Raw genomic sequence first — 23,921 nt, 5'->3', positions numbered from 1 at the left:
CTCAACTATACGCCGTACTGCTCACGATAATGTTGCATTTTAGCTAATTGGGTCGCGTCTTTATGCTGGCTTTTATCACTTGCCAAATAACTGATCAAGTCATCGATATCAACCAATGCACGTACAGGCACTTCTAGTGTCGCCGCAAGCTCTTGGATAGCAGAGTGTTCAGCTTGACCTTTTTCTTTGCGATCAAGCGCAACGATAATACCCGCAACACTCGCTCCTGCCTGCTCCAAGATCTCGACCACTTCACGCATGGCTGTGCCTGCTGTAATGACATCATCGAGTACCCATACCGCTTTGCCAGTCACATCTGCACCCACTAAATTACCACCTTCACCATGGGTTTTGGCTTCTTTGCGGTTATAACCCCATTTGGCGTTGATACCATGGTGTAGCCACAACGCTTGCGCGGTCGCCGCGACAAAAGGAATACCTTTGTAAGCCGCACCAAAGATGACCAACTCTTGCTCATCGTTTTTGTCATCTACTGCACGCACTTGCTCTGCTAGCGCGTCTGCGTAACCACGTGCTAGCAGCGACAACATCTCGCCAGTCGCAAGCAGACCTGCATTAAAAAAATACGGGCTGATGCGACCAGATTTGAGGACAAACTCACCAAACTTTAGCACATGGTTATCTAAAGCCAACTGAATAAATTGATGAGATGAAAACATGGTATCTTGCTGGTATGGTGCGTGAGGCATTATTACATTCCTATCAGTAAAAAGAGGGGCAAAAAACTGGCATTATTGTACGCATTATTGGTCAACTTGACCAACCGTTGATTTCATAATCCTGCATATTGGCATAGCGAGTTAGTAAACCACTACGCGACGAGAGGTTAAAGTAGCTCTGACCATCTGCGCGTACTTGTATCTCCCAGCCCAAATGATATGCAGCAGCAATGATGTGTCCTGCAAATATTCGAATCTGGCGGTATGCATGTTGCTGCGCAGGCTCACAGACGATTTGACTAAGCAAATAACTGCGCACGTATTGGCAGATTTGCGCGGCACTATAACTGTGATTGATACTTTTGCGAGTAGTGCATTGCTTGAGCACATGGACAGCGACGCTACATGCCATAATATCCGTGACCAAGCTGCCCTCACCTGTCTCAAACTGCTGTGGATGCAAAATCACTTGCCAGTCATCTGCATACATACTACTCAACAGCTCATCAGGATTGTAACGCTTCACCAACGCTCGTAGAGAGGCTGAAGGCTCATTAGCGCTGCTATCGTTATCTGGCTCAGTCTTTGCGGCACTATCAATAGGTGCAAACCCATAGCGATGCAGCTTTGGATAGGCGCGAATGGCCTGCTGAATGTCTGACATATCTAGTAATGTTATACCCGATAACGGTGATACTAATGGCTGCTCACTGTGATTCTGATAAAAACTATCAGGTAGCTCGATGAGCTGTGCTGCACTAAGTAGTGACAAATGCTCGGCCAACGCTTCTGACGCTATTAGCTCCCACTTCGACAAGCTGGACTCAGTCGGCTGATAAAAACGCGTCGAGTTACCATAAAGCCGACGCAGTTGACCATCTAGGCGACGCGCAGGCTCAGGAATATCACTTAGGGGGCGAGCAGGGTCAAGGGGCGATCGTTTGGGATCAAAGTTGGGATGGACAATCGCAGGCTGCTGCGAGTCAGCTAGCAGGGACGATTGCTCAGCCTTTTTTTGGACATGACCTTCTGCAAGCTTACCGCCTTCTGCTGCACTATTAGCATTAGATAAGCGGTTATCAGAAGTAGAAGGCTGGGTCATGAAATCTCCATAGACTATAAAATATAAAACAAGTAAGAGCGAGTGAACAAAACGGCTATATTATATTTGAAAGCATTCAAATGTCCTTAAGAACTTACTGTTGATGATCCAAAATATCACGATACCCTATCTGCCAGTCAGCGTACTCAAGCCAAGCTAACGGAATATTGCTGTGCAAGCGTTTTCCTGTCACTGATGACTTTTTATCATCAACAGCAGGTGCTGTTTCGCCGATTTGCTCACTCAGCCAAACGCCAAGCTCAAAGGTAGTCACAGGCCGATAGTCTGTCGCAATATAAAGCGGCTTTGGCGCGTCTATCTTCAATACATTGGAGATAATAGTGACCAAATCACGGTCCATAATACGGTTACTCCAGTGCGCGGCGGCTACTGGCTCTTTTTGTGGTTCGCGAGCTTTGCGTAGACGCATAAGTCGCGCGCGCCCATAGATACCACTTGGACGGATAATAATCGCCTTATCATCAAAGCCCTGCTGCAGTGCTTGCTCTGCTTGCAATATAACCTTTGATGCATCGCGCGCAGGCGTGATGGGTACAGTATGCTCATCAATCCACTCACCACTATCCTGTCCATAGACACCAGTAGAGGAAATAAATACCACACGCTCAAGGTTGACTAGTTTTGAGGCAAAGGTTGCCAGATGCTGGTTAATCGCCAAATAGCTATCGTGATAGCCGCTAGCTGAATACTCATCGGGGGTGACAATAATAGCAATGTGGGTAAATGGGTCTAACTGCTCCGCGGTTAAAGTCAATGCATCCGCTTGCAAAAAATTAGCGCTATCCACCAAATCATAATGCTGACGCTCACTGCGCGCAAGTCCCGTCACAGACAAACCTTCTCGTGCAAGGGCATTAGTGACTGGTAGGCCGATATCACCCTGTCCAATAATTAGTAAATTGTGCGTGCTCATGCAGCGTTTTCCTTTTAGTGTAACCCTTACCAATATAACCACTACAGCGCTTGGAATTGACTTTTTTTATATCAATACTTAACTAACCTAAAGTTTAAAAGTATCGTCTGTACGACAGTTGTATGTCATCATTAGCATCGACGCGCTCCTGCCAGTCGTAGTTGGCATTGATACGTAAGGCTTGTTTTTTATCGATATCGTATTGTAGCCCAAGGCTTGATATCGGCTGCCAGTAATGACCTCGAACGTCAGACTCAGCGCTGTTGCCATGATACCAATATGGTAATTGTAATTCAGCTTGTGCACGTAACTGATTGTTAATCTGATAACGACAGCCTGCATTGACACCAGCCCCTACGCGAAAGCCTTTATTAAGACCTCGCCCTGCTTGCGCGGTACCCGCCAAAAACGTATAGCATAGCTGCGGCGGCATCTCACCAGTACCCGTGCTAGGTGTGCCAAATGCCCAAGACCAACCTGTCTCATAACCCACACTACCAACCAAATGGTCCGTGCCCGCATCTTGTGACCCATCATTCACTCGTGTCGCCTCGATACTTGCGCCCCAAGTCTTGCCTTTTTTGGCAGAATTGACAGGATTAAAAGAGCGTCCTCGAATCAAAGTGGCATTTTGTAGAACCACACGCTCTGGTTGGTTGGGCTTGTTATCATCGGTGTCATATAGACGCACTGTCGCCGCCAAACCTTCTAAATTAAAAAACTGCGGATACCCTGAAGCACGGTCAAGCGTATCATGAAACCCAGCTCTAAACCCAATATCAACATAGTCGTCATCGCCGCGTTGCCCTATACCGATAGTGCCAAGCTGTAGTGGATGCCTATCTATTGGATTATTATCCGATGGCTCGATTTGACGCTTGAGTAATGCCTGATTGTCGTCTGACATACTCGATATAGCATTGAGCTCTGCAGACTTTATTTGGTCAAGCATTTGCTTGGCGTTGTCTTGATAGCCTAATTGCCTAGAACTTAAGTTTTTCTTATTGATCTGCGCTTGTCGCAAGGTATTATCGGCAGGTGTGTACATGGTACTTGCCAAAAGGTTTTGCTTATCCAATAGTTGAACCACATCGGAGGGAACGACAACATAAGCCATTTGGCTCAATAGACTCTGCTGCGGGCGAACCACGTCGATAAGTCGTAAAATCTCAGAGGAACAGTTGTCCGTAGTAAAGTAATACGGCATTTTTAGCCCTTTGGTTTCCCACACATGGCGCATGATCTGTTGTACTTCACTAGGCGTGAGGTTCAATTGATACGTCCACGTATCACGCTCATCGTCTTGTAGATACTTTGCCAATTTTTCTGGATAATGATCAATTTCTATAGCACTGTCATAACGACCTATCATAGATTTGGTCGCATAAACTGGAAAGCTATCATCTGGATCACCATCAACCGTATAGTTGAGTGCATACGCCTGACTGATCTGATTGGGGTCTGCTACGCTCGACTTTGAATCGATACGCAGTAGCGTGTGACCAAAAGCAGAGAGTGGGTTGTCCAAATACTCCTCAGCAAATACAATAGATAGCTGCTCAGGTGCCAGTGTCGACATCCAATCATCCAGCTCTGGACACTCAGCCGATAGACGCGCATCATCAATAACCAACGTTTCTTTTAGCCATGCCACTCGCGCTGGAAAACGGCACAGAATAGAATCGTTATTCGCTTGAATATGAGTTTCAGTAGTGACTTGGTTACTATGGATAGGAGATGTCGTTTCTTTTGCAAGAGCTACGAGCGTAGCATCTAGCTCTGCTGCTGCATCTTGCTGACCGCGCGTGCTCAAAAAGAAGCTTGGATCATCAACCATACTCTTCGTTTGCTTTTTTGCAAAAATGCGGTTTTGGTCATCATAGAAGTACAACATACGTCGCCATGTTGTATGCTGTGCTAAATTGTCAGTTTTTACCTGCTTACGCCATGTTGAAAGTAGCTGCTCTGTCGTTGTATTGGAACCAGAGTTAATGTCATTTTGAGCACCCTGCACAGCCTCATCCGGATATGCCATCTGGATAGGTACAGTAGCATTTGAGTCAGTAGTGGGTAATTCAGATGACTGTAGATCTTCCTCTATGACAGATAAAGGCGTTGGCAAAAATGCCTGTGCGGGTGCAGAGAGTAGTAACGCTACTACTGCCAAGGATAATGGTGCTCGCGGGTTAAGTCTCATCAGATTATAGTCTCCAAACACGAACGTTAGTTCTATGGATATGAGGTAAGCCCTCATACGTTATTACTTAGACGCCATTATTTACACGTTATTAGCGTGCCTAAGATCTACTGGCTGAGGAATGCCGATAATATATATAGCCGACTATCATCTAAGCCAACTGGATAAAAAGATATCTGACGGCTATTCGATAGGTCATCTATCACACTACTATGAATACTATTACAAAAAGAGAGCGTCATGCCCACCTTATCAAACGCCACATCATCTACGCCGCCAATGACTATCAAAGATGGGTTATTATCCGCAGCAACGTGGCTGACTTCACCGAACTACAATAGTCGACCACAAGATGTCAATGTCGATGCAATTATCATTCACAATATCAGCCTACCACCGAACGAATTTGGGGTTTGTGACTCTAATGACTTACATTATGTAAAAGCGTTGTTTACCAATCAACTAGACTGGGATGCGCACCCTTACTTTCAGACGATTAAAGGGGCAGAAGTATCAGCACACCTGTTTATCGAACGTGATGGCGCTATCACCCAGTTTGTCAATTTCAACGAACGTGCGTGGCATGCTGGACGGTCGAGTTACTTGGGACGACCTGAATGTAATGATTATAGCATTGGCATCGAGCTTGAAGGGTCAGATTTTGTGCCCTTCACTTCTACTCAATATGAGACGCTTGCAATGGTAGTCGCGACTATCTATAACGCCTACCCAAAAACACAGCGACATTTGACAGGTCATAGTGATATTGCGCCGGGACGCAAAACGGATCCTGGTGATTATTTTGAATGGGTAAGGTTGCGGCAGCTGGTTGCCGAATCACCTTAAAGCAGTGTCCCCCTGTGATAAGAATGATTTCCATACCCAATCCATTTATCTCAGTGATGAAAGTGCTATAATTCGTCAGTTTTTGCAGTAGCAAATCAGTATACAACCTCGTACACAACCCTATAAACACATTGGCAAGATAGGTTCTCATGGCAAAAAGTCGGTTATTTCGTTCAACCATGGTGGTCAGTAGCATGACCATGTTGTCTCGTATTTTGGGTTTGGTACGCGATATTGTATTGTTAGGCGTTTTTGGGGCTGGTGGGTTGATGGATGCCTTTTTGGTCGCCTTCAAAATCCCAAACTTTTTGCGACGACTGTTTGCCGAAGGAGCTTTTAGCCAAGCGTTTGTACCTGTACTGTCTGAGTACAAAGAAAAATACAGCTTACAACAGGTACAGATTTTAGTCAGTCGCACCTCAGGCGCACTACTGATGGTGTTGTCGATGCTGACAGTAGTGGTCATCTTGATCGCGCCTTGGGTAGTCACATTGTTTGCCCCTGGATTTGCTGATCAGCCCGACAAGTTTGCTATCACTGCTGAATTACTTCGCCTCACCTTTCCCTATTTGCTATTCATCTCTATGACGGCTTTTGCGAGTGGTATTTTGCAAAGTTATGGCCGTTTTGCAGCACCTGCCTTTGCCCCTGTGCTATTGAATTTATGTATGATCGGTGCTGCGCTGATTTTTGCGCCCATGTTTGATACCCCCATTATGGCGCTTGGATATGCTGTGGCAATCGCAGGTTTACTCCAATTCTTGATACAACTGCCGCAGCTCTGGCAACAAAAACTACTGGTCGCGCCCAAGATTGACTTTCAGCACGAAGGCGTTCGTCGTATTTTGAAATTGATGCTGCCCGCTATCTTTGGTGTGTCGGTTACCCAGATTAACTTATTATTAAACACGGTTTTTGCATCGTTAATGATTGGTGGGTCGGTCTCTTGGCTCTACGCTGCCGAGCGTATGAGCGAGTTACCATTGGGATTAATTGGCGTAGCGATTGGTACGGTCATACTACCGAGTCTATCCAAAAGCGAAGCACAAAAAGACGATGTCAATTTCAAAAAGACCATCGACTGGGCAGCTCGCCTAATCATCTTGGTAGGTATTCCAGCTTCGGCTGCACTATTTGTGCTCGCAGATGTATTGATGCAGGCGCTATTCTTACGCGGTGAGTTTACCTTACGTGATGCACAGATGAGCTCGCTCGCCCTACGTAGCATGGCAGGTGGTATATTAGGATTCATGTTGATCAAAATCTTTGCGCCGGCTTTCTTTGCACGTCAAGACACCAGAACCCCCGTAAAAATCGGCATCATCTCTGTCATTGCCAATATGGTCTTTAGTGTGATCTTTATTGGGATATTTTACTTTTTAGAGATACCATTACATGGTGGCTTAGCGCTAGCTACGACTGGTGCTGCGTTCGTAAACGCAGGTTTGTTGTATTACTTCTTACACAAACGCAATATTTTCCGTTTTGGACCTCATTGGAAAAAACTGTTTACACAGTTTGCCATTGCGACCGCCTCTATGATTGGCGTCCTTTATCTCATGCTACCCTACTTCCCCACCGATGATGCTCAGTGGCAACGTATCATTGCCCTCATAGTTATGTGTGTCGTGGGAGCGCTCGTCTATGGCGTGGTATTGTTGGCAACAGGCTTCCGCCCTCGCCAGCTAAAACATGGATAGGCCACCGTGCATATAAACCAAACTCCAGACAAGTTGATAATTGGCTTACCAAACCAAAACAAGCCTCTCATGAGAAATGACAATGCGTGCGACGGTTAGTTGTCATAATTGGTTATTGATAAATAAACGACACTTGAGGTTTGATATGACAACAAAACAGCCTATTCAGCGCTTACCGTTTTTACTGATCACTGGCGTGCTGAGCGCTGGACTACTGCTGGGCGGTTGTAGTAATAATGACTCTGCCGACGTAAATACTACTAACAATACTGAAACCGCTACAGATAGCGAAGAGATAGCGACTGCCGCAGATACTTCAGATACTTCAGACGAGAGCATGACTGAACAAGAAGATACAGTGGGTAGTGCTAGCGATACGGCAGTAGTATCAGATGATGCTGAAAATGAAACCATGATCGATGATGACAATATTAACCCAGTTACTGCTTCAACCGCACAAAAAAGCCTAGTAACCAATCCGACTCAAGCGGGCACGCCAGAGGACACGGTCAAAAAAGCATTGAACAGTTTGTATTATGGTGAGGTAAAAGATGCCGTATCATACTACCAAGTCGATATGGCAAATTTTGAGGAAGAGCTTGCCAATACTCAATCAGCATTTCAGCAAACTGTTGAAGGCGTTACTATCACGGACACCCAATATAATGACGACAAAACTCGTGCTACTATCACAGGTGAGCTGATGCTAAAAGGACAGAGCGAACCTGCGCCATTGACCTACCAGCTACAAAAGATAGAAGGCCAATGGAAGATTTTGGGTTAAGGCGATTCAGGCTTTTTACACATTGTCATCTGAGGTTACTTTTTTGCCAAGCATCACAACATCAGCGATAAACCCATCCATATCGCACACTTCTGGCATATATCCCCATTGCTCAAAGCCAAGTTTATGGAACAGTCCTAAACTTGGCTTATTATGAGCGAAAACAAGCGCAACGATATTGTTAATCCCCAAACTTGGCGCTTGCGTCAACATCCAGTGTGTCAATAGACTACCCAACCCTTTGCCCTGGTAGTCTTTATTCAGATAAATACTGATTTCAGTGCTAATATGATACGCAGTACGCGCATACAAATCACTAAAGCTACCCCATGCAACTATGGGTGGTTTTGCACTCTCTTCCTGATGATTTCGTTCAGCCAATGCCTTTACTACATAAATCGGTCTTGTCCAACTCTGTAAATGCTCATCAAACCAGGCTGTACGCTCATCGAGCGTTACTAATGCTAAGTTTGCCGTGGCCTGCTTACCAGGGATACTTTGATTATAGATTGCTAAGACTTCTGCTAGATCTTCTCTACTCGCACGCTGCACAACAAACTGATCGGTTAGCTGATGTATTGATAAATCAGTTGTAGTAGCGTTCAAGGCAACATCAGACATAAGATCTCCATATTTATTTATATTTTTTGGCATTACTCATCACAGTCACACGGGTAACACAAAAAGGTGCAGACCTTTAGACTCATAGAAAACAGGCGTTCTAGGTAGGCCATACTTGCATTATCCATAGACTATAGGATGTTAGTGTGGCTATTTTACTTTATAATGGCTAGTTTTAGACACATCGATTTTGAGCATAGATGTGTTTTTTCGTTTTTTATCTGGCCTTATCATAGCTGAAAACTTATGAAAACCTATTTTCTTGAGCAACTGATTGCCTCACCAAGCGCCGCATCTACTGGCGATAGCTCAGTAGAGTTGCCGCCTTGTGTACTCAGTATCGGTAATTTTGATGGCGTCCACCTTGGTCATCAAGCGATGCTGGCACAAACGCGTGATATCGCAAGCACTAAAAACCTTACCGCAGCAGTCATGATATTTGAGCCGCAACCGCGTGAGTTTTTTGCGCCGGCCAAAGCCCCTGCACGTCTGACCAATCTAGCAGAAAAACAGGCACTACTAGCAGAGTATGGGGTTGAGACCTTGATTGTGGCAGGGTTTGATACCGATTTTCGCTCACTCTCAGCGCAGGCATTCGCAGATATACTGGCCAAGCGTCTCAATGTAAAAGCATTGGTATTGGGTGACGACTTTCGCTTCGGACATGATCGTACTGGTGATAGTCAGTTTTTGCGTGGTTATGGTTTGGATGTGACTAACTTGCATACGGTCACTGATAGCAGTACTGACAGCAGCGATATTGATAGTAAGAGCGATGACGATGTACGGATAAGCTCTACGCGTGTTCGTGACTTGTTATTAGCAGGCGATATTCATACTGCAAACAGATTGCTTGGGCGTGATTACGCTATTACAGGGCTGATTGTTCGTGGTGACCAAATCGGTCGAACGATCGACTTCCCTACAGCAAATATCGATTTGCAGCGACTAAAACCTGCACTGCACGGGATTTTTGCAGTGGATGTTGTGAGCTTGGATGACAATGGTGATGTCATACCTGATGGTCTCGCTACTCTTGCCACTGATGGTAATGCAGGTGTAGCAGGCTTACGTCCACATAGCTTATTTGGCACGGCCAATATAGGCAAAAGGCCTTCGGTTGATAAAGGTGATGACTGGCGACTAGAAGTACATTTTCCAGAGTTGCAGGCTGATCTATACGGACTGCGTGTAGAAGTGCGCTTTTTGCACTTTTTGCATGGTGAGCGTCGCTACGATGGCTTGGAAGCACTGAAAAATGGTATTAACCAAGATGTCGCTGATTTACTTGAATGGCGTAATCATCAAATATAATATTTGATGATACTTTATCTACGAAAAAACCCCACAATACTATCCGTATCGTGGGGTTCTTTATATTGATTCTATGCGTTATTAAGCATCAGGGTGCAGACGAACATTTAATTCATCAATTGTCTCTACCCATACCGCATCTTTGCTCCATTCTTCTTGCAAAAACATGCGTTGGTTGTCATTCCAAATATCAGATTCTGTTAACTTTTCTTCTTTTGCTAATTGATTATCTTCGATAAACTTATCAATTGCTTCATCAGAGCTCTCTAAACCTAACTGAGCAAATAGCTCATTCATATTATATTCTGGTTCACCCAACATACTTTTCTCCTTAAATGGTACGTGTAAAATCATAGTTATTATTCAAATTAACACGTTTATTGTAGCAAGCTTTGATCTAATAGCTGTTAATCCACGTTTATCTAACGTTATCAATTGTATTAACGGTAATCAGCACATGGCCATTTGAAATTGTAGACGAGGTTACCCACACTTATCCTATTGCCATTTGGCTTAATATTACAAGCACAAAAAAAGCCCTCATATCTAAGAGGGCTTTTTTATGTTTTTTCTACTTATCACCTAGCTTGAGCTAGCAATATAAAGGCTACATCTTATGGTAGTAGATGTGCTACTGCATCACGCTCTTCGCTAAGCTCTTGCTCAGTGGCAGCCATTTTCTCTTTAGAGAAATCTGATGATACATCAACACCGTCTACGATAGACCAATCGCCGTTAGTACAAGTACAAGGGAATGAGTAGATAAGGCCTTCAGCGATACCATATTCGCCATTTGAGTAAACACCCATAGATACCCAATCGTTCTCATCAGTGCCTAGTGCCCATGTACGCATGTGTGCGATAGCAGCATTGGCAGCAGAGGCCGCAGATGATGCACCGCGAGCTTTAATGATTGCTGCACCGCGCTGCTGTACTTCTGGGATATAAGTACCTTCGTACCAGTCACGATCAACAAGATCTAGCGCAGGCTTACCATTTACAGTACAAGCCGTTAGATCTGGATACTGAGTTGATGAGTGGTTACCCCAGATGATCATTTTTTTCACGTCATTAACCGTGCTGTCAGTCTTACCAGCCAACTGTGCCATAGCACGGTTGTGATCTAGACGAGTCATTGCCGTAAAGTTACGTGGATCAAGATCTGGTGCATTGCGCTGAGCGATAAGTGCGTTAGTGTTGGCAGGGTTACCTACTACCAATACTTTTACGTCACGGCTAGCAACTTCGTTCAATGCTTTACCTTGTGCTGAGAAAATCGCAGCGTTGGCTTCTAGCAGATCTTTACGCTCCATACCTGGACCACGAGGACGTGCACCAACTAACAAAGCATAATCGATATCTTTGAATGCAACATTCGCATCATCAGTTTGAACAATACCCGCCAATAGTGGGAATGCGCAATCTTCTAGCTCCATAACCACACCTTTTAGGGCGTCAAGCGCTGGCGTGATTTCAAGTAATTGCAAAATAACTGGCTGATCTTTACCTAGCATCTCGCCAGATGCAATACGAAATAGCATCGCGTAGCTGATGTTACCAGCGGCACCAGTGACGGCAACACGTAAAGGCTGTTTCATTGACATTGAATACTCCCTAATTAATGATTATGTAGCTTATGATTCTAATTGATGATTATCGTTTTAGATATCGACTTGTTCGCTGCAGAACAGCATGTATAAACCGAGAGCTAGTGTAGCACTTCAGCCTATTGACCGTCTAGATACAGTAATAGACCCACCAGGGACTATATTGTTACATTTTATACGGAAGGAATCTGATATAGGCTTAGCGCCTATGGATAAAGGGTTGTAGCACTACGAAGTACGTTTTATCGTTGCTCGATGAGATGATATTTCGACAAAAACAGACGTTTAATATTGCCAAACATGATCGAGCAGCAATGGGAATGAGACTAAAAAATGCATATAAGAAATGGACAAAAAAAGCCTATCTGCCCCCTGAAATGATAAATTGGCTACCGCAATTATCTACAACATTTTGACAAGAGTCAAAACGGCTACCTTCATAACAGACATGTATATCAGTCAGGATTGACTGACGACGACTGCCTTCTTGGCAGATAAGATCAACGCTACTCGATGACATGCCACTGTTCAGACGTGTCATTTGACTGATAAACCGTGATTTAGAAACCGTATAGCTGTTACCCGTATTTAGCTCATTGGGTAACTTTAACCCGCCTGCATAATTGGTGATTTGACGAAAATAACTGCTCGCACTGAGCGGACTACAAGCACCGTAACGCTGCCATGTCTGGCTGCGTACTGTCGTATCGGGCATGATACGATTGACGACTTTTAGTTGTAGAGGGGTCAAACGCGGCTCGCTACCGTTGCCACAGCGCTCGCCATACCCCATATCTAAACCTGACACTGTCAATGAGTATCCTTCTAAGCACTGACGCATGCGAGCTCTTGTGGGCTGCATGCTACATAATGCTGGCGTCATCTCAATCATCAATACGCGCTGACCTGTTTTATTCGTGCTAGCAGCATGTGCTGGCATCAGCATAAGGCCTTGTATAAGTAATAAGGCACCGAAGCTCGCAGTCGTATTAATGTTATTCATGTGTTGCCTGCCTATCAAATTCGTACGAAACTGCTCTAAGGAATTGGATGTTTTAACTTTTGCGTTTGTTTTTGCTCTCATATGTAATAACGGCTGCGCTTGAGTCGGTAATGAATAGTTAGCTCTCGACGATACGGACAGTTTGAAAAAATCTTTGATCATAAGACTGAAGGTAATTAGCAGTGGTAAAACATAGAATACTACTCGAATCACCGTGTCTAAAACATCAAACATAGCACAACTTCAGAGTAAGGCTGAAAAAATATGGACACTAACTAAAGTAATGTTAACAAAACGTCTTTTTTAATCTATAGCAGAAACGTAAACGTTGTCGCCTTCGTCAAGAATTGCGCGCTGATCAGATAGGTATTTGTCAGATGACTATGTATGAAACAACTGATAAACGACTACATATAAAATAACAGTCTATAAAGTCATTCATCACTGGTCAAACAATCTAGTGTACAAAAATAAACCACTAACAAAAAATTATTAGTGGTTTATTGTTTATAACATCACTGGCTAAAATGAAGCAGGCACTGTACCCATACGCTGACTGATTGGCTGACTACGACCTAAAAGGCTACTATAGATAGTGGCGTTTTCCATCACATGCTTGACGTAGTTGCGCGTTTCAGGAAATGCAATCGACTCAACGTACTGATCTGCGGCGATAGAGCCATAGAGCGGCTGCCAGCGTTTGGCGTTGTTGGGACCGGCATTGTAACCTGCCGTTGCCAATACTGGCTGATAGTTGAGCTTGCCTAAGATATCACCCATGTACCATGTGCCATAACGGATATTGGTATCACCGCTATTGGCACGGCTCGCACTATAAGTCTCGCCCAGATTACGAGCGATGTATTTTGCGGTATCAGGCATAACCTGCATCAAGCCACTAGCGCCAACGTTTGAGCGCGCAGAGGTCACAAAACGACTCTCTTGGCGCATGATGCCATAAGCCCACGCTGGATCAATGCCCGCTGACTCGCTATAACGTACCACTGCACTCTGATGCGGCATTGGATGCGAAAGCGCTAAGCTATCGACTCTATCGGTATTGTCCACCGCATAGATCGCTCGATCAAGCCAGCCCATATCATAAGCCTGACGAGCAGCAGCTATGATTAAGTTGTCATCACGCTTATCACGTGCTTGTTTCACTGCCCAGTTCCATTCGCGGTTGGCATACCCTCGGCTAGCATCAGAATTGTACAAGGCAAAAGCTCGAGCAAAGTTACCATCTTGCATGACACGAGCGCGGTCAGCGGTACTGACTTTAGGCAGGTTACTACCACCGAGACGGCTAGCATCGAAACGTTGACCGATTCTATCTTTTGCCATTAGGCCATAGTAATCGTTACTTTTTGCGATATTTTGATACATTTTTTTGGCAGTATTGCGCTTGCTACTATCGCTTGATTGCTCATAAGCACGAGCCAACCAATACTGCCACTGCGCCTCTTTCTGAGTCTCTCCATCCATTTTTGAGATGGACTCTACGACGTCATCCCAGCGACCGAAACGAATCGCCGCCATGGCATAGTCTTCTGCTTCTTCAAAATTAAAATCATTGTCTAAGCTATTGCGAAACCACTCCACTGCTTCAGCATTAAAGCCATCATCTGTATTGTGGTTCATGCGCTTGACGCCAAGCGTACGATACGCATAGCGACGGGTTTCGTCATTTAATAGTCTAACTGAGCGCTGATTGTCTTGTCTAATATCAAACTCTAACTGGATCGCCGCCTCGCGATAAGATTTGTCAGCGACTCGGCCGATTGCGTATAAATACAGGTATTGATTGGTCTGGCTGGCAGGTTCACGGCCAAATCGACTAAAAAATGATGATGGATTGAGCTGAATTTCGCTCAGCGCAGAATAAGCAATCGGAGTACCTAGGCGTGAGGACAATGCCATGATATCGCCTGTTTTGCCAGTGCGTAGCATACGCTTGAGACGAGAGGCGCGATCCTGATTGCTAATCAGCGCATTATTATTCATCTCCATCGCTAACTGATCGCACAATGCGGGCTGCTTTTTGGTAGTCAGCCAGACATCAGACTTGGCTGCCATAGCGCGCATGGTATCACCGCCATTGTTGAACCCAAGCGCAACCGCACAGCGCTCGCTTGCGTCTGCATTGGTGATGAGATTCGCCACTTGTCTGACCGAGGCATAATCATTAGAACCAGCCTTAGTTTCAGCATAGTCAGCCACTAATTTTTCAGCCATCACTGTATTTGGATACTGACGCACAAACTGTGAAACGGCCGCTGAGCTTTGTGAGTTCAAGTCTAGATTCATACGCCAGTAAGTAGGATACATGGCAAATAAACCACCGCTCATGACTTGCTCATAGTTATAGAGCTCACTCACGTCACCGCGGTCTGCAGCGATTGCGGCACCCATAAATGAATCAATACTGGTGTCTTGCTGATAATCTTGCTGGTAGTTACTTTCTTGTTGGTAACCCTCGTTATCACCCCACGTCAGCTCCGCGCAGGCAACTTGCGATACACCAAGCGCGCTCACTGCGGTCGCCACGCTGAGTGCACTCATGCGTAACGTCCCCACTGTAAGTCGTTTTGACATTTGTTTTTGACTGGTAGATTCTTCATCCTTGATGCTATGAGCAACACGCAACTTTGTCATACTGACTCTCTTTATTGTCTCTCTACGAGTATTTGAATAACGGTTCGCTAAGTACCGCCAAGGGTATAGCAGTCATCATACTATACTCATTGTGCTTTCAACTATCTCCTTTACCTTTTGTTAATAAATAGGACAGCACGGTGTAACATAGAAGTGATAAAGAGTATTTATTTCGGTAAACACCCTCATTCGTAGTAGTAAATAATTGATACTACTGTGAATTATTTGTCTTATTGACGACTGATAGGCGATGCTAATTTTTCACATTGGTACCAGGTTGTGATAAAATACGCCACCTGTCAATCGGCTACTCCGCTATATTTTTGGTCAATCATGGACTTATCCTTATGAGTGTTACTGTATTCAATCCCCGCATCGATGACGATGCTGTTGCTGAGACGACTGTCACTGCACGTGCTGTCACCGCACTCAAAGAGCAAAGTTCAGCCCAAGCACCCGTCGAAAAATCAACGACCAAAAAAGTCTTCGTCACTACCCAAGGCTGCCAGATGAATGTCTATGACTCTGGCAAAATGCTAGACGTGCTAGGCGACTCACATGGTATGGAAGTCACTCATGATATCGATGAGGCCGACGTGCTACTGATGAATACCTGCTCTATCCGCGAAAAAGCGCAAGAAAAAGTCTTTTCAGAATTGGGTCGCTGGCGCAAGCTAAAAGAAAAACGTCCTGACCTTGTCATTGGCGTCGGTGGCTGCGTAGCCTCACAAGAAGGTGATAACATTCAAAAACGTGCGCCTTACGTCGATATGGTATTTGGCCCGCAAACCTTGCACCGCCTGCCAGAGCTATATGATCAATCACATGAGCAACGTGAGATCGCGCCCAAAAACCGCATTGGCACGATCGATGTGTCATTCCCTAGCATCGAAAAGTTTGACTTTTTGCCTGAGCCAAGAGTAGAAGGCTACAAAGCTTTTGTCTCTATTATGGAAGGCTGCTCAAAATACTGCTCATTTTGCGTCGTGCCTTATACGCGCGGTGAAGAATTATCACGTCCACTCGATGACGTCTTGGCTGAGATTGACAGCCTTGCCGCTCAGGGTATCCGTGAAATCAACCTATTGGGTCAAAACGTCAACGGCTATCGCGGCGAAAAAGACGACGGCAGCATTTGCCGTTTCGCTGAGCTGTTGCATTATGTCTCGCATGTCGATGGTGTCGAGCGTATTCGTTATACGACCAGTCATCCACTTGAGTTTACCGATGACATCATCGACGCTTATGCACAATTGCCAGAGCTGGTATCGCACTTGCACCTACCAGTTCAGAGTGGCTCAAACGCTATCTTGGCAGCGATGAAGCGCAACCATACCATTGATGTTTATATCAATCAGATTAATAAGCTCAAAGCCATTCGTCCCGATATTCACTTGTCGAGCGACTTTATTATTGGCTTCCCGGGTGAGACGGAACAAGACTTCCAAGATACCTTGAACTTGGCAAAAACATTGAACTTCGATCACTCTTATAGCTTTATCTACTCTAAGCGTCCAGGCACTCCAGCCGCTGAGTTACCAGATGATGTCAGTTTCAAAACTAAGAAAGAGCGCTTGGCTGAATTTCAAAAAGTCATCATTGACTCAACGCTTGCGAAAACGCATGAGATGGTCGGGACCACGACTCGCGTCTTGGTTGAACAAGTTGCCAATCGCCACCCTGATTGCTTAATCGGCACGGCGGATAACACTCGTACCGTCATGTTCCCTCATGATGTTGAGAAAATGAATGAGCTGTTGGGTAAACTTGTGAGCGTACGTATTACCGATTTCGTCAGCCCGCACATGGTGAAAGGTGAGCTAATCGAAGTATTGGCATAGTGGTTAAGGTAACAATGGTTAAATTATAAATCTGAGTAAGAATAAAAAAGCCGTTCACTATATATAATAGCGAACGGCTTTTTTGTGAGTGAATGTTAATCACCATTATTTTGATAACCAATCTGTCTGCCGTAGCTCCTGTTTGGTCTCACGGCGGCGTTTTTTGCGGACGAGATCGATGTCTTCTTTTTCGTGAATACCACCTTTTCTTAATAATGGATCAAGCGCTAGATAATTACGCGGCTTGACTGTGCCTAGCGAGTGTTGCACACCTGTCACAGCTTGCTGCTCTAACCGCCTCTCAATTTGTTTGGCCTTTTTTAAGGTTTGTTTTAAGCTCATATTGTTACCTGTATTTTAATAACTCTAAATCTATTTTATATATTCGAGTGACCCCATAGTGAAGTCACGACTAGGAAGTCGAGCGCAAATAGTATACTTAATACATTTAGCTCGATTGACACCGTCGTGACTCGCTATGGTTTTACTTGTTAGCCTTTAATACACATGACCTGTTTAAGCGTATGCACCACTTCGACCAAGTCAGCTTGGTTGGCCATCACTTCATCGATGTCTTTATAAGCGCCAGGTATCTCATCGATGACGCCTTTGTCTTTGCGACACTCGACTCCATCCGTCTGCGCCTTTAGCTCATCGATAGTGAACGCTCGTATGGCTTTACCACGGCTCATCTGTCGTCCTGCCCCATGTGAACATGAGCAAAAAGATTCTGCCTCGCCTAGACCACGTACGATAAAAGACTTTGCGCCCATAGAGCCCGGAATAATACCAAGCTCACCTGCATAAGCACTGATCGCGCCTTTACGGGTCACATAGACTTGCTCACCAAAATGCACTTCTTCATTGACATAGTTATGATGACAATTAATGGCTTCTTTGGTCAGCTTAAATCGTGGCAATCCTGCTTGTGGCGACTGTAATGACTTAATGACGAGACGCATCATCTCGCGGCGGTTTTCAAGCGCGTAGTCCTGCGCCCAGCCTACCGCTTCAACATAATCAGCAAAGCTATCAGACCCTTCGGCAAAGTAAGACAAATCTCGATCTGGCACATGACCAAAGCGCGATTGACGCTCTTTTTTTGCAAGATTAATAAAGTACTGACCGATACAATTACCGATGCCGCGGCTGCCAGAATGCAGCATCACCCAGACATCATTGTTCTCATCCAAGCACAGCTCAATGAAATGATTGCCACCGCCGAGTGTTCCCAGCTGCTTCGCCCAAGTACGCTCAAAACCTTTAAGCATTTTAAGCAAACCTGGGTGTTTATCAGTAATCGGTTTTAGGCGTTTACCCAATGGATCAAGCGTTGAGTTTTTGGCTTGGATTTGCTTGTGCATATTGAAGCCGACTGGCACTTGTTGCTCAACGATCGATCGCAATGACCTTAAGTTATCAGGCAGATCACTTGCCGTCAGGGACAAACGTACTGCGTTCATACCGCAGCCAATGTCTACCCCAACTGCGGCAGGAATGATGGCTGACTTGGTCGGAATCACGCTACCGACTGTCGCACCTTTGCCAACGTGCACATCGGGCATCACTGCAATGTGTGAATGCACAAACTCTAGCTGGGCTAAATTGCGTAACTGCTGCATGGCACCTTGCTCAACATCGGTGGTGTAAATCTTGACTGGTACGCCGTGTTTCCGATTTTCGTTTAATACTAATTGAATGCTCATAATTTGTTATTTCCATTTTATTATTTTAATAACCATACATTTTTTATCATTACCAGTTTTTATAATTTTTAGATATTACTTATCTATCTCAATTAAACAAAAAGTTTAATAATAAATAAAATTAATAAATTATAAAATTTAGGCAATAAAAAACCGTGTTCTTATTAATTAAAAAATCAATAAAAATTCATGGTTAATTTATTATAGACATTTTAAAGAAAGATAATATAGATCAGAACCGTCGGCCACAGCGTAAATATTATACGCATAGAAAAGCTTTAGCTAAATCATAGCCTGAGTCGCTTTATTAGCAATAACGGTAAAGAAAAATGTTAGGCAAACAGATAACAGCAAGCGCAATATGGCTTAGCACAATCGCAGAGCAAATTTGGCACAGTAGACTTAGAAAAGAGATAGCGCAAGTAGATACAGAAAGCTATTCGTTGATATCGATAGATGGAATATCACTCAATAGCTTATATAAAAATTTAGCCAAACCTTTTCGAAGGTGTCATTGCTGTCATGTGGTTTACACATTCAATCTTTAAAAACGTCTTGGTAGTTATATAGGACACGATGATTCCCCCATAGGTTGTGGCTAATGTCATGGCGACAATAGCAGGTTAATTGAAACGATTTATCGCTTATGAAAGATAAGCAGTATAAATCAATGAGCTAATAATAACGATTTAAAAATTAAAGTCAATAATTAACTTGGCTTGTATAGAAAATAATTTAATAAACGTGTGTTTAATTAATCACTTTAATTTAGAATCTTACCAGTATTTTTTAAGCTATAAAGCTATTGATTACTTCAGCTAATAAAGCAGCTGCAATAATGATAAATATTACTCCGCAACCACGATTGAGCCAAGCTAGGCGATTACCCACATCGAGCCAACTTGCCAGCTTTTTGCCGCCTAGCGTATATACGATCTGCCAAATCGTTTCGCTTAAAAACAAGCCGATGGTCAATAGGACATATTGCGGCCATAGTGGTGCGCTGAAATTGATAAACTTAGGGAAAAATGCCGCAAAGAATAAGATAGCTTTTGGGTTAGATAAAGAGACCCAGACACCAGTACGAAACAAGGTTGTGTTACTAGGTGCGATTTTAGTAGCTGCACTAGAGAGCGAACGCGGCTTTGGCACATCAACTCTATCTTCTGAGGTAGCATAGTCCGCCTCTACCTCCGCACTCAACTCTTTGGCATCGCTCATCAAACTGCCATCGCCTGCATCACGCCATGAGCTGATACCCAGGTAGATTAGGTATATCGCACCCACGGCTTTGATAATGGTCAGTAGCCACGGTGACTGACGACTGATCACATCCAGTCCCAGCAGCGTTGATAGCAATAATACAAACAAACCAAGGCTCAGCCCTGCCAACGTCCATAGCGTCCGCTTCACGCCATAGTTCATGCCATACTGGAATGCCAGTAACATATTGGGACCTGGCGTCGCGGAAATCAAAAACGTACTTGCGAAAAATACTGCAAACAGATGCCAAGACATCAACCCACCTCTACTGTTTATATATCAGCGGCTCTGATGCGATCCGCTACACTGCCAAAAAATAAATACCGCCATTTAGGCGGTATTATTTGTACTTGCTCATATTATATACATATGTTTAGTATTTTCATACATTATTTACTTGTGCAGCTCGTTAGTAGTTTTTGCAAAAAAGCATCACAGCGTTCGATTTCGATGAGTTCGACATATTCATCCGCTTTGTGCGCTTGCTCAATACTACCAGGACCACAGATGATCGTTGGAATACCTGCATTGGTAAACTGTCCGCCTTCTGTGGCATAAGCGACTTTATGACGCTCGTCATCCCCTGTCAGCGCAGCGATTAACGATTGTAATTCAGCGCTATCGCTATCGGTCATGGCAGGGACGCTTTCTTCTTGCATCAGCTCGATACCCGTCTCAGGCGCACGTGCTTGCATTTGAGCATTTAGCTCAGCAACTTTTGCTTGAATAGGCTCGAGTATATCGTCTTGTGTCATGTGCGGCAGATTACGATAGTCAAAGGTGAACTCGCACAGATTGGGGACAATATTGGTAGCTGTGCCGCCGTGTATCGTCCCTACTGATAAGGTAGAATAAGGCACGGTAAACAATGCATCCCCGTCTTCCAAAGCGTCGTTACGAGCGCTCAGCTCTTCAGCTAGCGTATCGACATAGCCTACCAATTTGCTGGCATAGCTGATTGCATTGACCCCTTGAGCAATCAAAGACGAATGCGCTGATTTGCCATGAACACGGCAACGATAAACCGCAATACCTTTATGTGCGACTACCATCGCCATATTGGTGGGTTCACCAACGATACAGTAATCAGGCGTGATGCCACGCGCTTTTAGGTCTGCCAAAATCAATGGTGCGCCCAAGCAGCCTACCTCTTCATCGAACGACAGTGCCAAATGCAACGGACGTCGCAACTGACCGCTATTCGATAACTGCACGGCTTGTGGCAATATCGTCAGCGCACAAGCGATAAAGCCTTTCATATCACACGCACCGCGTCCGTATAGCTTGTCACCACGTATCGTCGCGGTAAATGGCTCTGATGTCCAGTCTTGACCATCGACTGGCACCACATCAGTGTGACCAGACAGCACAAGACCATTGTTTACTTGGTCAGCATTTTCGCCAGCGGGTACGGTCACAAACAAGTTAGCCTTGGTTTTTGCCTCGTTAAAGGTCAAATCCACCGCCAAACCCAACTGCTCACAGTACGCTTGCACGTCTTCAATCAATGCTAAGTTGGAATGTCGACTGACCGTGTCAAAGGCGATCAAGCGCGTTAGCCAATCAAGGCTATTACTCGGGTGTGTAGCATGGCTTAACTGTTCGTCATTGCTAGCATTGACATTAGTATCTTGGATCATAAAATATCCTTATTACGATTTTTAAGAGCTATTTCTCACAAACTACTTCTTAAAAACTAATTCTCACAAACTATGATTGATCAGATTCGTCCTATGATGGATTATTCTGATTCATCACGTCAAGCACTGGTGGCATCGGTTTTGGCAACTTGCCTTCTGCTTGTAGCTCTTTGGTGGTTTTAGCATCGATAGACAGTCCAGCAATCAACGCAATGTCTTTCACATGCTTGCGTTTACGCGTCGCAAAACTCACTGGCACCATACGGGCAAACTCGTAAATATAAAGATAAGACTCCTCCCCACCTTCGAAGTCTTCGTCTTCCTCTAAACGAATCGCCCCAATCTTAGCCAAATCTGAGAGCATCTCGTTCTCTTCACTAGTCAAACCACAATCGGTAATACCAAAACCTGTCATAAACCCGTTCGACCACTGTTTCAATGCCATCACGCGCTCGTACAAATCATGTTCATCATCAGGGATGAGTGGCATGTACGCATAGGCATCATCTTTGTCTTTTAACTGAAATACGGTGTCCTCTGCTTCTTCTGCCAACAAGGTCAATGCAGCCTCTGGTAATGGTGCAAAGCTCAGCTCTTCGAACACCTTTGCCCATGTCGATTCGTCAGGTGCATTACAAGCGGTCATAAGCCCTGTCATCAAGCCATGCACTTCGCTGATGGACACATCAGTCCAATCATCAAAAGCAGTCAGCCAAGTATTCCAGCCAGAAATATTATCGTTCATAACAGATGTCCTAGTAATTGAGTATGACTCATAAAATAACAAGAAACTCGATAAAATGTCGGGGACAGATTACCGGTAAATAAAAGTAAAAAGACCAAATCTCGTGCTTGTAATTACTTTGTTGATATAGATATTATGCGGTCACCTATGGCATTATTAAATGCAGCGAACAAAATTCATTCACGCTTACTTGTTAAGGATAAAAACTGACTATGTATGATCAACTTAGAATATTAGAAAAAATGGTACTAGACATCAAAAAACAGTATCAGCTTGTCAGTGCTGAACTTAGCAGCCTAAAACAAAACCCTGTTACCGATGCAAAAGAAGTCACCGCCCTACAGACTCAGCTTGATAGTAGCCATAGCGAACGTGATGGTGCCAAAAAACAACTGAACGACCTCGACAAACGCTATCAGAGTCTCGCTGAAGCGCATCATATGATCGGTGAAGAGCAAGACAAACTGCAAAAACAGATCAGCCAACTACAACAACAAAACAGCGAGCTGCAAAAACATAATAATGAACTAAAGCAGCAGTACAGCGATATCAAACATCAAAACAGTGAGCTGCAAAAGAAAAATCAGCTAGCAGCTGAGCGCACGCAAGTGGTATTACAACGCCTAACCCGTATCGATCAGGCAGAAGGCTAACTCACCCTCTAGTAAAGGTAGCATGCAAAGAGATACGGTTTGTCAAACTGCCACTTGTTATATCTCACATCACTCATTTCACTGACCAGACATTGTAGGATTTATCATGACCGATGACCAAAACAAATCGATAGAAAAACAGCCAAAAAACAATACAGCACCGTATTCTCAAGCATCAAGTAAAGGATTGCCAGCGCAAAAGTCAGCTCAAGCAGGGTCCACCGCCTCAAGTACAGTTGCAAAAGCCAATACCAAGACAACAAATACACCTGAACCACAAATCAAAAAAGTAGATATCGCGATTGCAGGGGTTACCTACCCTATTTTTTGTCCTGTACATGAGCAAGAAGAGCTACTATCAGCGGTTTCTTATATAAACAACTATGCACTCGATCTAAAAAGAGAAGCGCCAAGCTTGAGTCAAGAAAGCATACTGGTACTGTGCTGCTTGAACTTATACGAAAAAATTCATGCCAATCAGAGAAGTGATGAAGATCGCCTGCAACAAGAAAAACAATCACAAGCATTGCTAAATAAAATTATGAAAGATGCACACTCGATCTTATAAACTGATAAGTAATGTAGAGCAGCGCTTAGGTCACAACGACTAAGCGCTTTTTTTGCGATCAA

21 protein-coding genes are annotated in these 23,921 nt (G+C 44.3%); 7 read left to right on the top strand and 14 right to left on the bottom strand.

All coding sequences use genetic code 11. From position 1 onward, the window contains the following. Window positions 1–5: 5 nt before the first annotated feature. From pyrE to AC5JP1_RS12600, 4 genes are all read right to left on the bottom strand, one after another. The gene (gene pyrE, locus AC5JP1_RS12615; protein WP_443525737.1) at window positions 6–710 is read right to left on the bottom strand and encodes an orotate phosphoribosyltransferase; all 705 of its coding nucleotides are present in this window, start codon (window positions 708–710) and stop codon (window positions 6–8) included. 61 nt (window positions 711–771) lie between these two features. After that, entirely contained in the window at window positions 772–1,782 is a 1,011-nt protein-coding gene (locus AC5JP1_RS12610) for a hypothetical protein (protein ID WP_493844354.1), read from the bottom strand. A 94-nt stretch (window positions 1,783–1,876) separates the two neighbouring features. After that, on the bottom strand, window positions 1,877–2,716 hold the full coding sequence (locus AC5JP1_RS12605) for an SDR family oxidoreductase (protein WP_493844353.1): 840 nt from the start codon (window positions 2,714–2,716) through the stop codon (window positions 1,877–1,879). A 94-nt stretch (window positions 2,717–2,810) separates the two neighbouring features. Continuing rightward, window positions 2,811–4,913, bottom strand: a complete 2,103-nt coding sequence (locus tag AC5JP1_RS12600) for an Lnb N-terminal periplasmic domain-containing protein (RefSeq protein ID WP_493844352.1) — start codon at window positions 4,911–4,913, stop codon at window positions 2,811–2,813. Window positions 4,914–5,153: 240 nt separating this feature from the next. On the opposite strand from AC5JP1_RS12600, the gene ampD reads away from it, so the two are divergent. The 3 genes from ampD to AC5JP1_RS12585 all read left to right on the top strand — a co-directional run bounded on the left by ampD (window position 5,154) and on the right by AC5JP1_RS12585 (window position 8,243). Then, window positions 5,154–5,759 carry a 1,6-anhydro-N-acetylmuramyl-L-alanine amidase AmpD gene (gene ampD / locus AC5JP1_RS12595; protein ID WP_493844351.1) on the top strand — a complete coding sequence of 202 codons (606 nt, stop codon included), beginning with the start codon at window positions 5,154–5,156 and terminating at the stop codon, window positions 5,757–5,759. Window positions 5,760–5,908: 149 nt separating this feature from the next. Beyond that, entirely contained in the window at window positions 5,909–7,459 is a 1,551-nt protein-coding gene (gene murJ / locus AC5JP1_RS12590; protein WP_493844350.1) for a murein biosynthesis integral membrane protein MurJ, read from the top strand. A gap of 145 nt (window positions 7,460–7,604) precedes the next feature. Then, window positions 7,605–8,243, top strand: coding sequence for a hypothetical protein (locus AC5JP1_RS12585; protein WP_493844349.1), 639 nt, complete (start codon window positions 7,605–7,607; stop codon window positions 8,241–8,243). Window positions 8,244–8,258: 15 nt separating this feature from the next. On the opposite strand, the gene AC5JP1_RS12580 is transcribed toward AC5JP1_RS12585, so the two are convergent. After that, a complete protein-coding gene (locus tag AC5JP1_RS12580; protein ID WP_493844348.1) occupies window positions 8,259–8,864 on the bottom strand; it encodes a GNAT family N-acetyltransferase in 606 nt (201 codons plus the stop codon). A gap of 246 nt (window positions 8,865–9,110) precedes the next feature. Between AC5JP1_RS12580 and ribF the strand changes: the two genes are divergently transcribed. Continuing rightward, on the top strand, window positions 9,111–10,178 hold the full coding sequence (gene ribF / locus AC5JP1_RS12575) for a riboflavin biosynthesis protein RibF (protein ID WP_493844347.1): 1,068 nt from the start codon (window positions 9,111–9,113) through the stop codon (window positions 10,176–10,178). Between the two features lie 81 nt (window positions 10,179–10,259). On the opposite strand, the gene AC5JP1_RS12570 is transcribed toward ribF, so the two are convergent. The 4 genes from AC5JP1_RS12570 to AC5JP1_RS12555 form a co-directional block, all read right to left on the bottom strand. Then, window positions 10,260–10,499: a DUF2789 family protein gene (locus AC5JP1_RS12570; protein ID WP_319051398.1), complete on the bottom strand. Its 240-nt coding sequence runs from the start codon at window positions 10,497–10,499 to the stop codon at window positions 10,260–10,262. A gap of 293 nt (window positions 10,500–10,792) precedes the next feature. Then, window positions 10,793–11,782, bottom strand: a complete 990-nt coding sequence (locus AC5JP1_RS12565; protein ID WP_443525722.1) for a malate dehydrogenase — start codon at window positions 11,780–11,782, stop codon at window positions 10,793–10,795. A gap of 364 nt (window positions 11,783–12,146) precedes the next feature. After that, entirely contained in the window at window positions 12,147–12,788 is a 642-nt protein-coding gene (locus AC5JP1_RS12560; RefSeq protein WP_493844346.1) for a T2 family ribonuclease, read from the bottom strand. 522 nt (window positions 12,789–13,310) lie between these two features. Continuing rightward, window positions 13,311–15,443, bottom strand: a complete 2,133-nt coding sequence (locus AC5JP1_RS12555; RefSeq protein ID WP_493844345.1) for a lytic transglycosylase domain-containing protein — start codon at window positions 15,441–15,443, stop codon at window positions 13,311–13,313. A 347-nt stretch (window positions 15,444–15,790) separates the two neighbouring features. On the opposite strand from AC5JP1_RS12555, the gene miaB reads away from it, so the two are divergent. Continuing rightward, entirely contained in the window at window positions 15,791–17,284 is a 1,494-nt protein-coding gene (miaB, locus tag AC5JP1_RS12550; RefSeq protein WP_493844344.1) for a tRNA (N6-isopentenyl adenosine(37)-C2)-methylthiotransferase MiaB, read from the top strand. A 105-nt stretch (window positions 17,285–17,389) separates the two neighbouring features. Here miaB and AC5JP1_RS12545 read toward each other — a convergent pair whose 3' ends face one another. The 5 genes from AC5JP1_RS12545 to AC5JP1_RS12525 all read right to left on the bottom strand — a co-directional run bounded on the left by AC5JP1_RS12545 (window position 17,390) and on the right by AC5JP1_RS12525 (window position 22,638). Further along, window positions 17,390–17,626 (bottom strand): hypothetical protein, encoded by a 237-nt coding sequence (locus AC5JP1_RS12545; protein WP_493844343.1) that lies wholly within the window; start codon window positions 17,624–17,626, stop codon window positions 17,390–17,392. A 149-nt stretch (window positions 17,627–17,775) separates the two neighbouring features. After that, a complete protein-coding gene (locus AC5JP1_RS12540; RefSeq protein WP_443525716.1) occupies window positions 17,776–18,990 on the bottom strand; it encodes an RtcB family protein in 1,215 nt (404 codons plus the stop codon). Window positions 18,991–19,779: 789 nt separating this feature from the next. Next, window positions 19,780–20,508 carry a LysE family translocator gene (locus AC5JP1_RS12535; RefSeq protein ID WP_493844342.1) on the bottom strand — a complete coding sequence of 243 codons (729 nt, stop codon included), beginning with the start codon at window positions 20,506–20,508 and terminating at the stop codon, window positions 19,780–19,782. A gap of 134 nt (window positions 20,509–20,642) precedes the next feature. Continuing rightward, the gene (argE, locus tag AC5JP1_RS12530) at window positions 20,643–21,893 is read right to left on the bottom strand and encodes an acetylornithine deacetylase (RefSeq protein WP_493844341.1); all 1,251 of its coding nucleotides are present in this window, start codon (window positions 21,891–21,893) and stop codon (window positions 20,643–20,645) included. A gap of 91 nt (window positions 21,894–21,984) precedes the next feature. Next, window positions 21,985–22,638 (bottom strand): UPF0149 family protein, encoded by a 654-nt coding sequence (locus AC5JP1_RS12525; protein ID WP_443525711.1) that lies wholly within the window; start codon window positions 22,636–22,638, stop codon window positions 21,985–21,987. A 212-nt stretch (window positions 22,639–22,850) separates the two neighbouring features. Here AC5JP1_RS12525 and AC5JP1_RS12520 point away from each other — a divergent pair, with 212 nt between their 5' ends. Both AC5JP1_RS12520 and AC5JP1_RS12515 read left to right on the top strand, forming a co-directional pair. Beyond that, entirely contained in the window at window positions 22,851–23,291 is a 441-nt protein-coding gene (locus AC5JP1_RS12520; RefSeq protein WP_493844340.1) for a hypothetical protein, read from the top strand. A 106-nt stretch (window positions 23,292–23,397) separates the two neighbouring features. Next, window positions 23,398–23,859, top strand: coding sequence for a cell division protein ZapA (locus AC5JP1_RS12515; protein ID WP_493844339.1), 462 nt, complete (start codon window positions 23,398–23,400; stop codon window positions 23,857–23,859). Window positions 23,860–23,921 lie beyond the last annotated feature (62 nt).

It is taken from the genome of Psychrobacter sp. H29, assembly GCF_059073055.1.
Note: the sequence above shows the minus strand (reverse complement) of the source record. Positions and strands in the feature narration are given on the sequence as shown.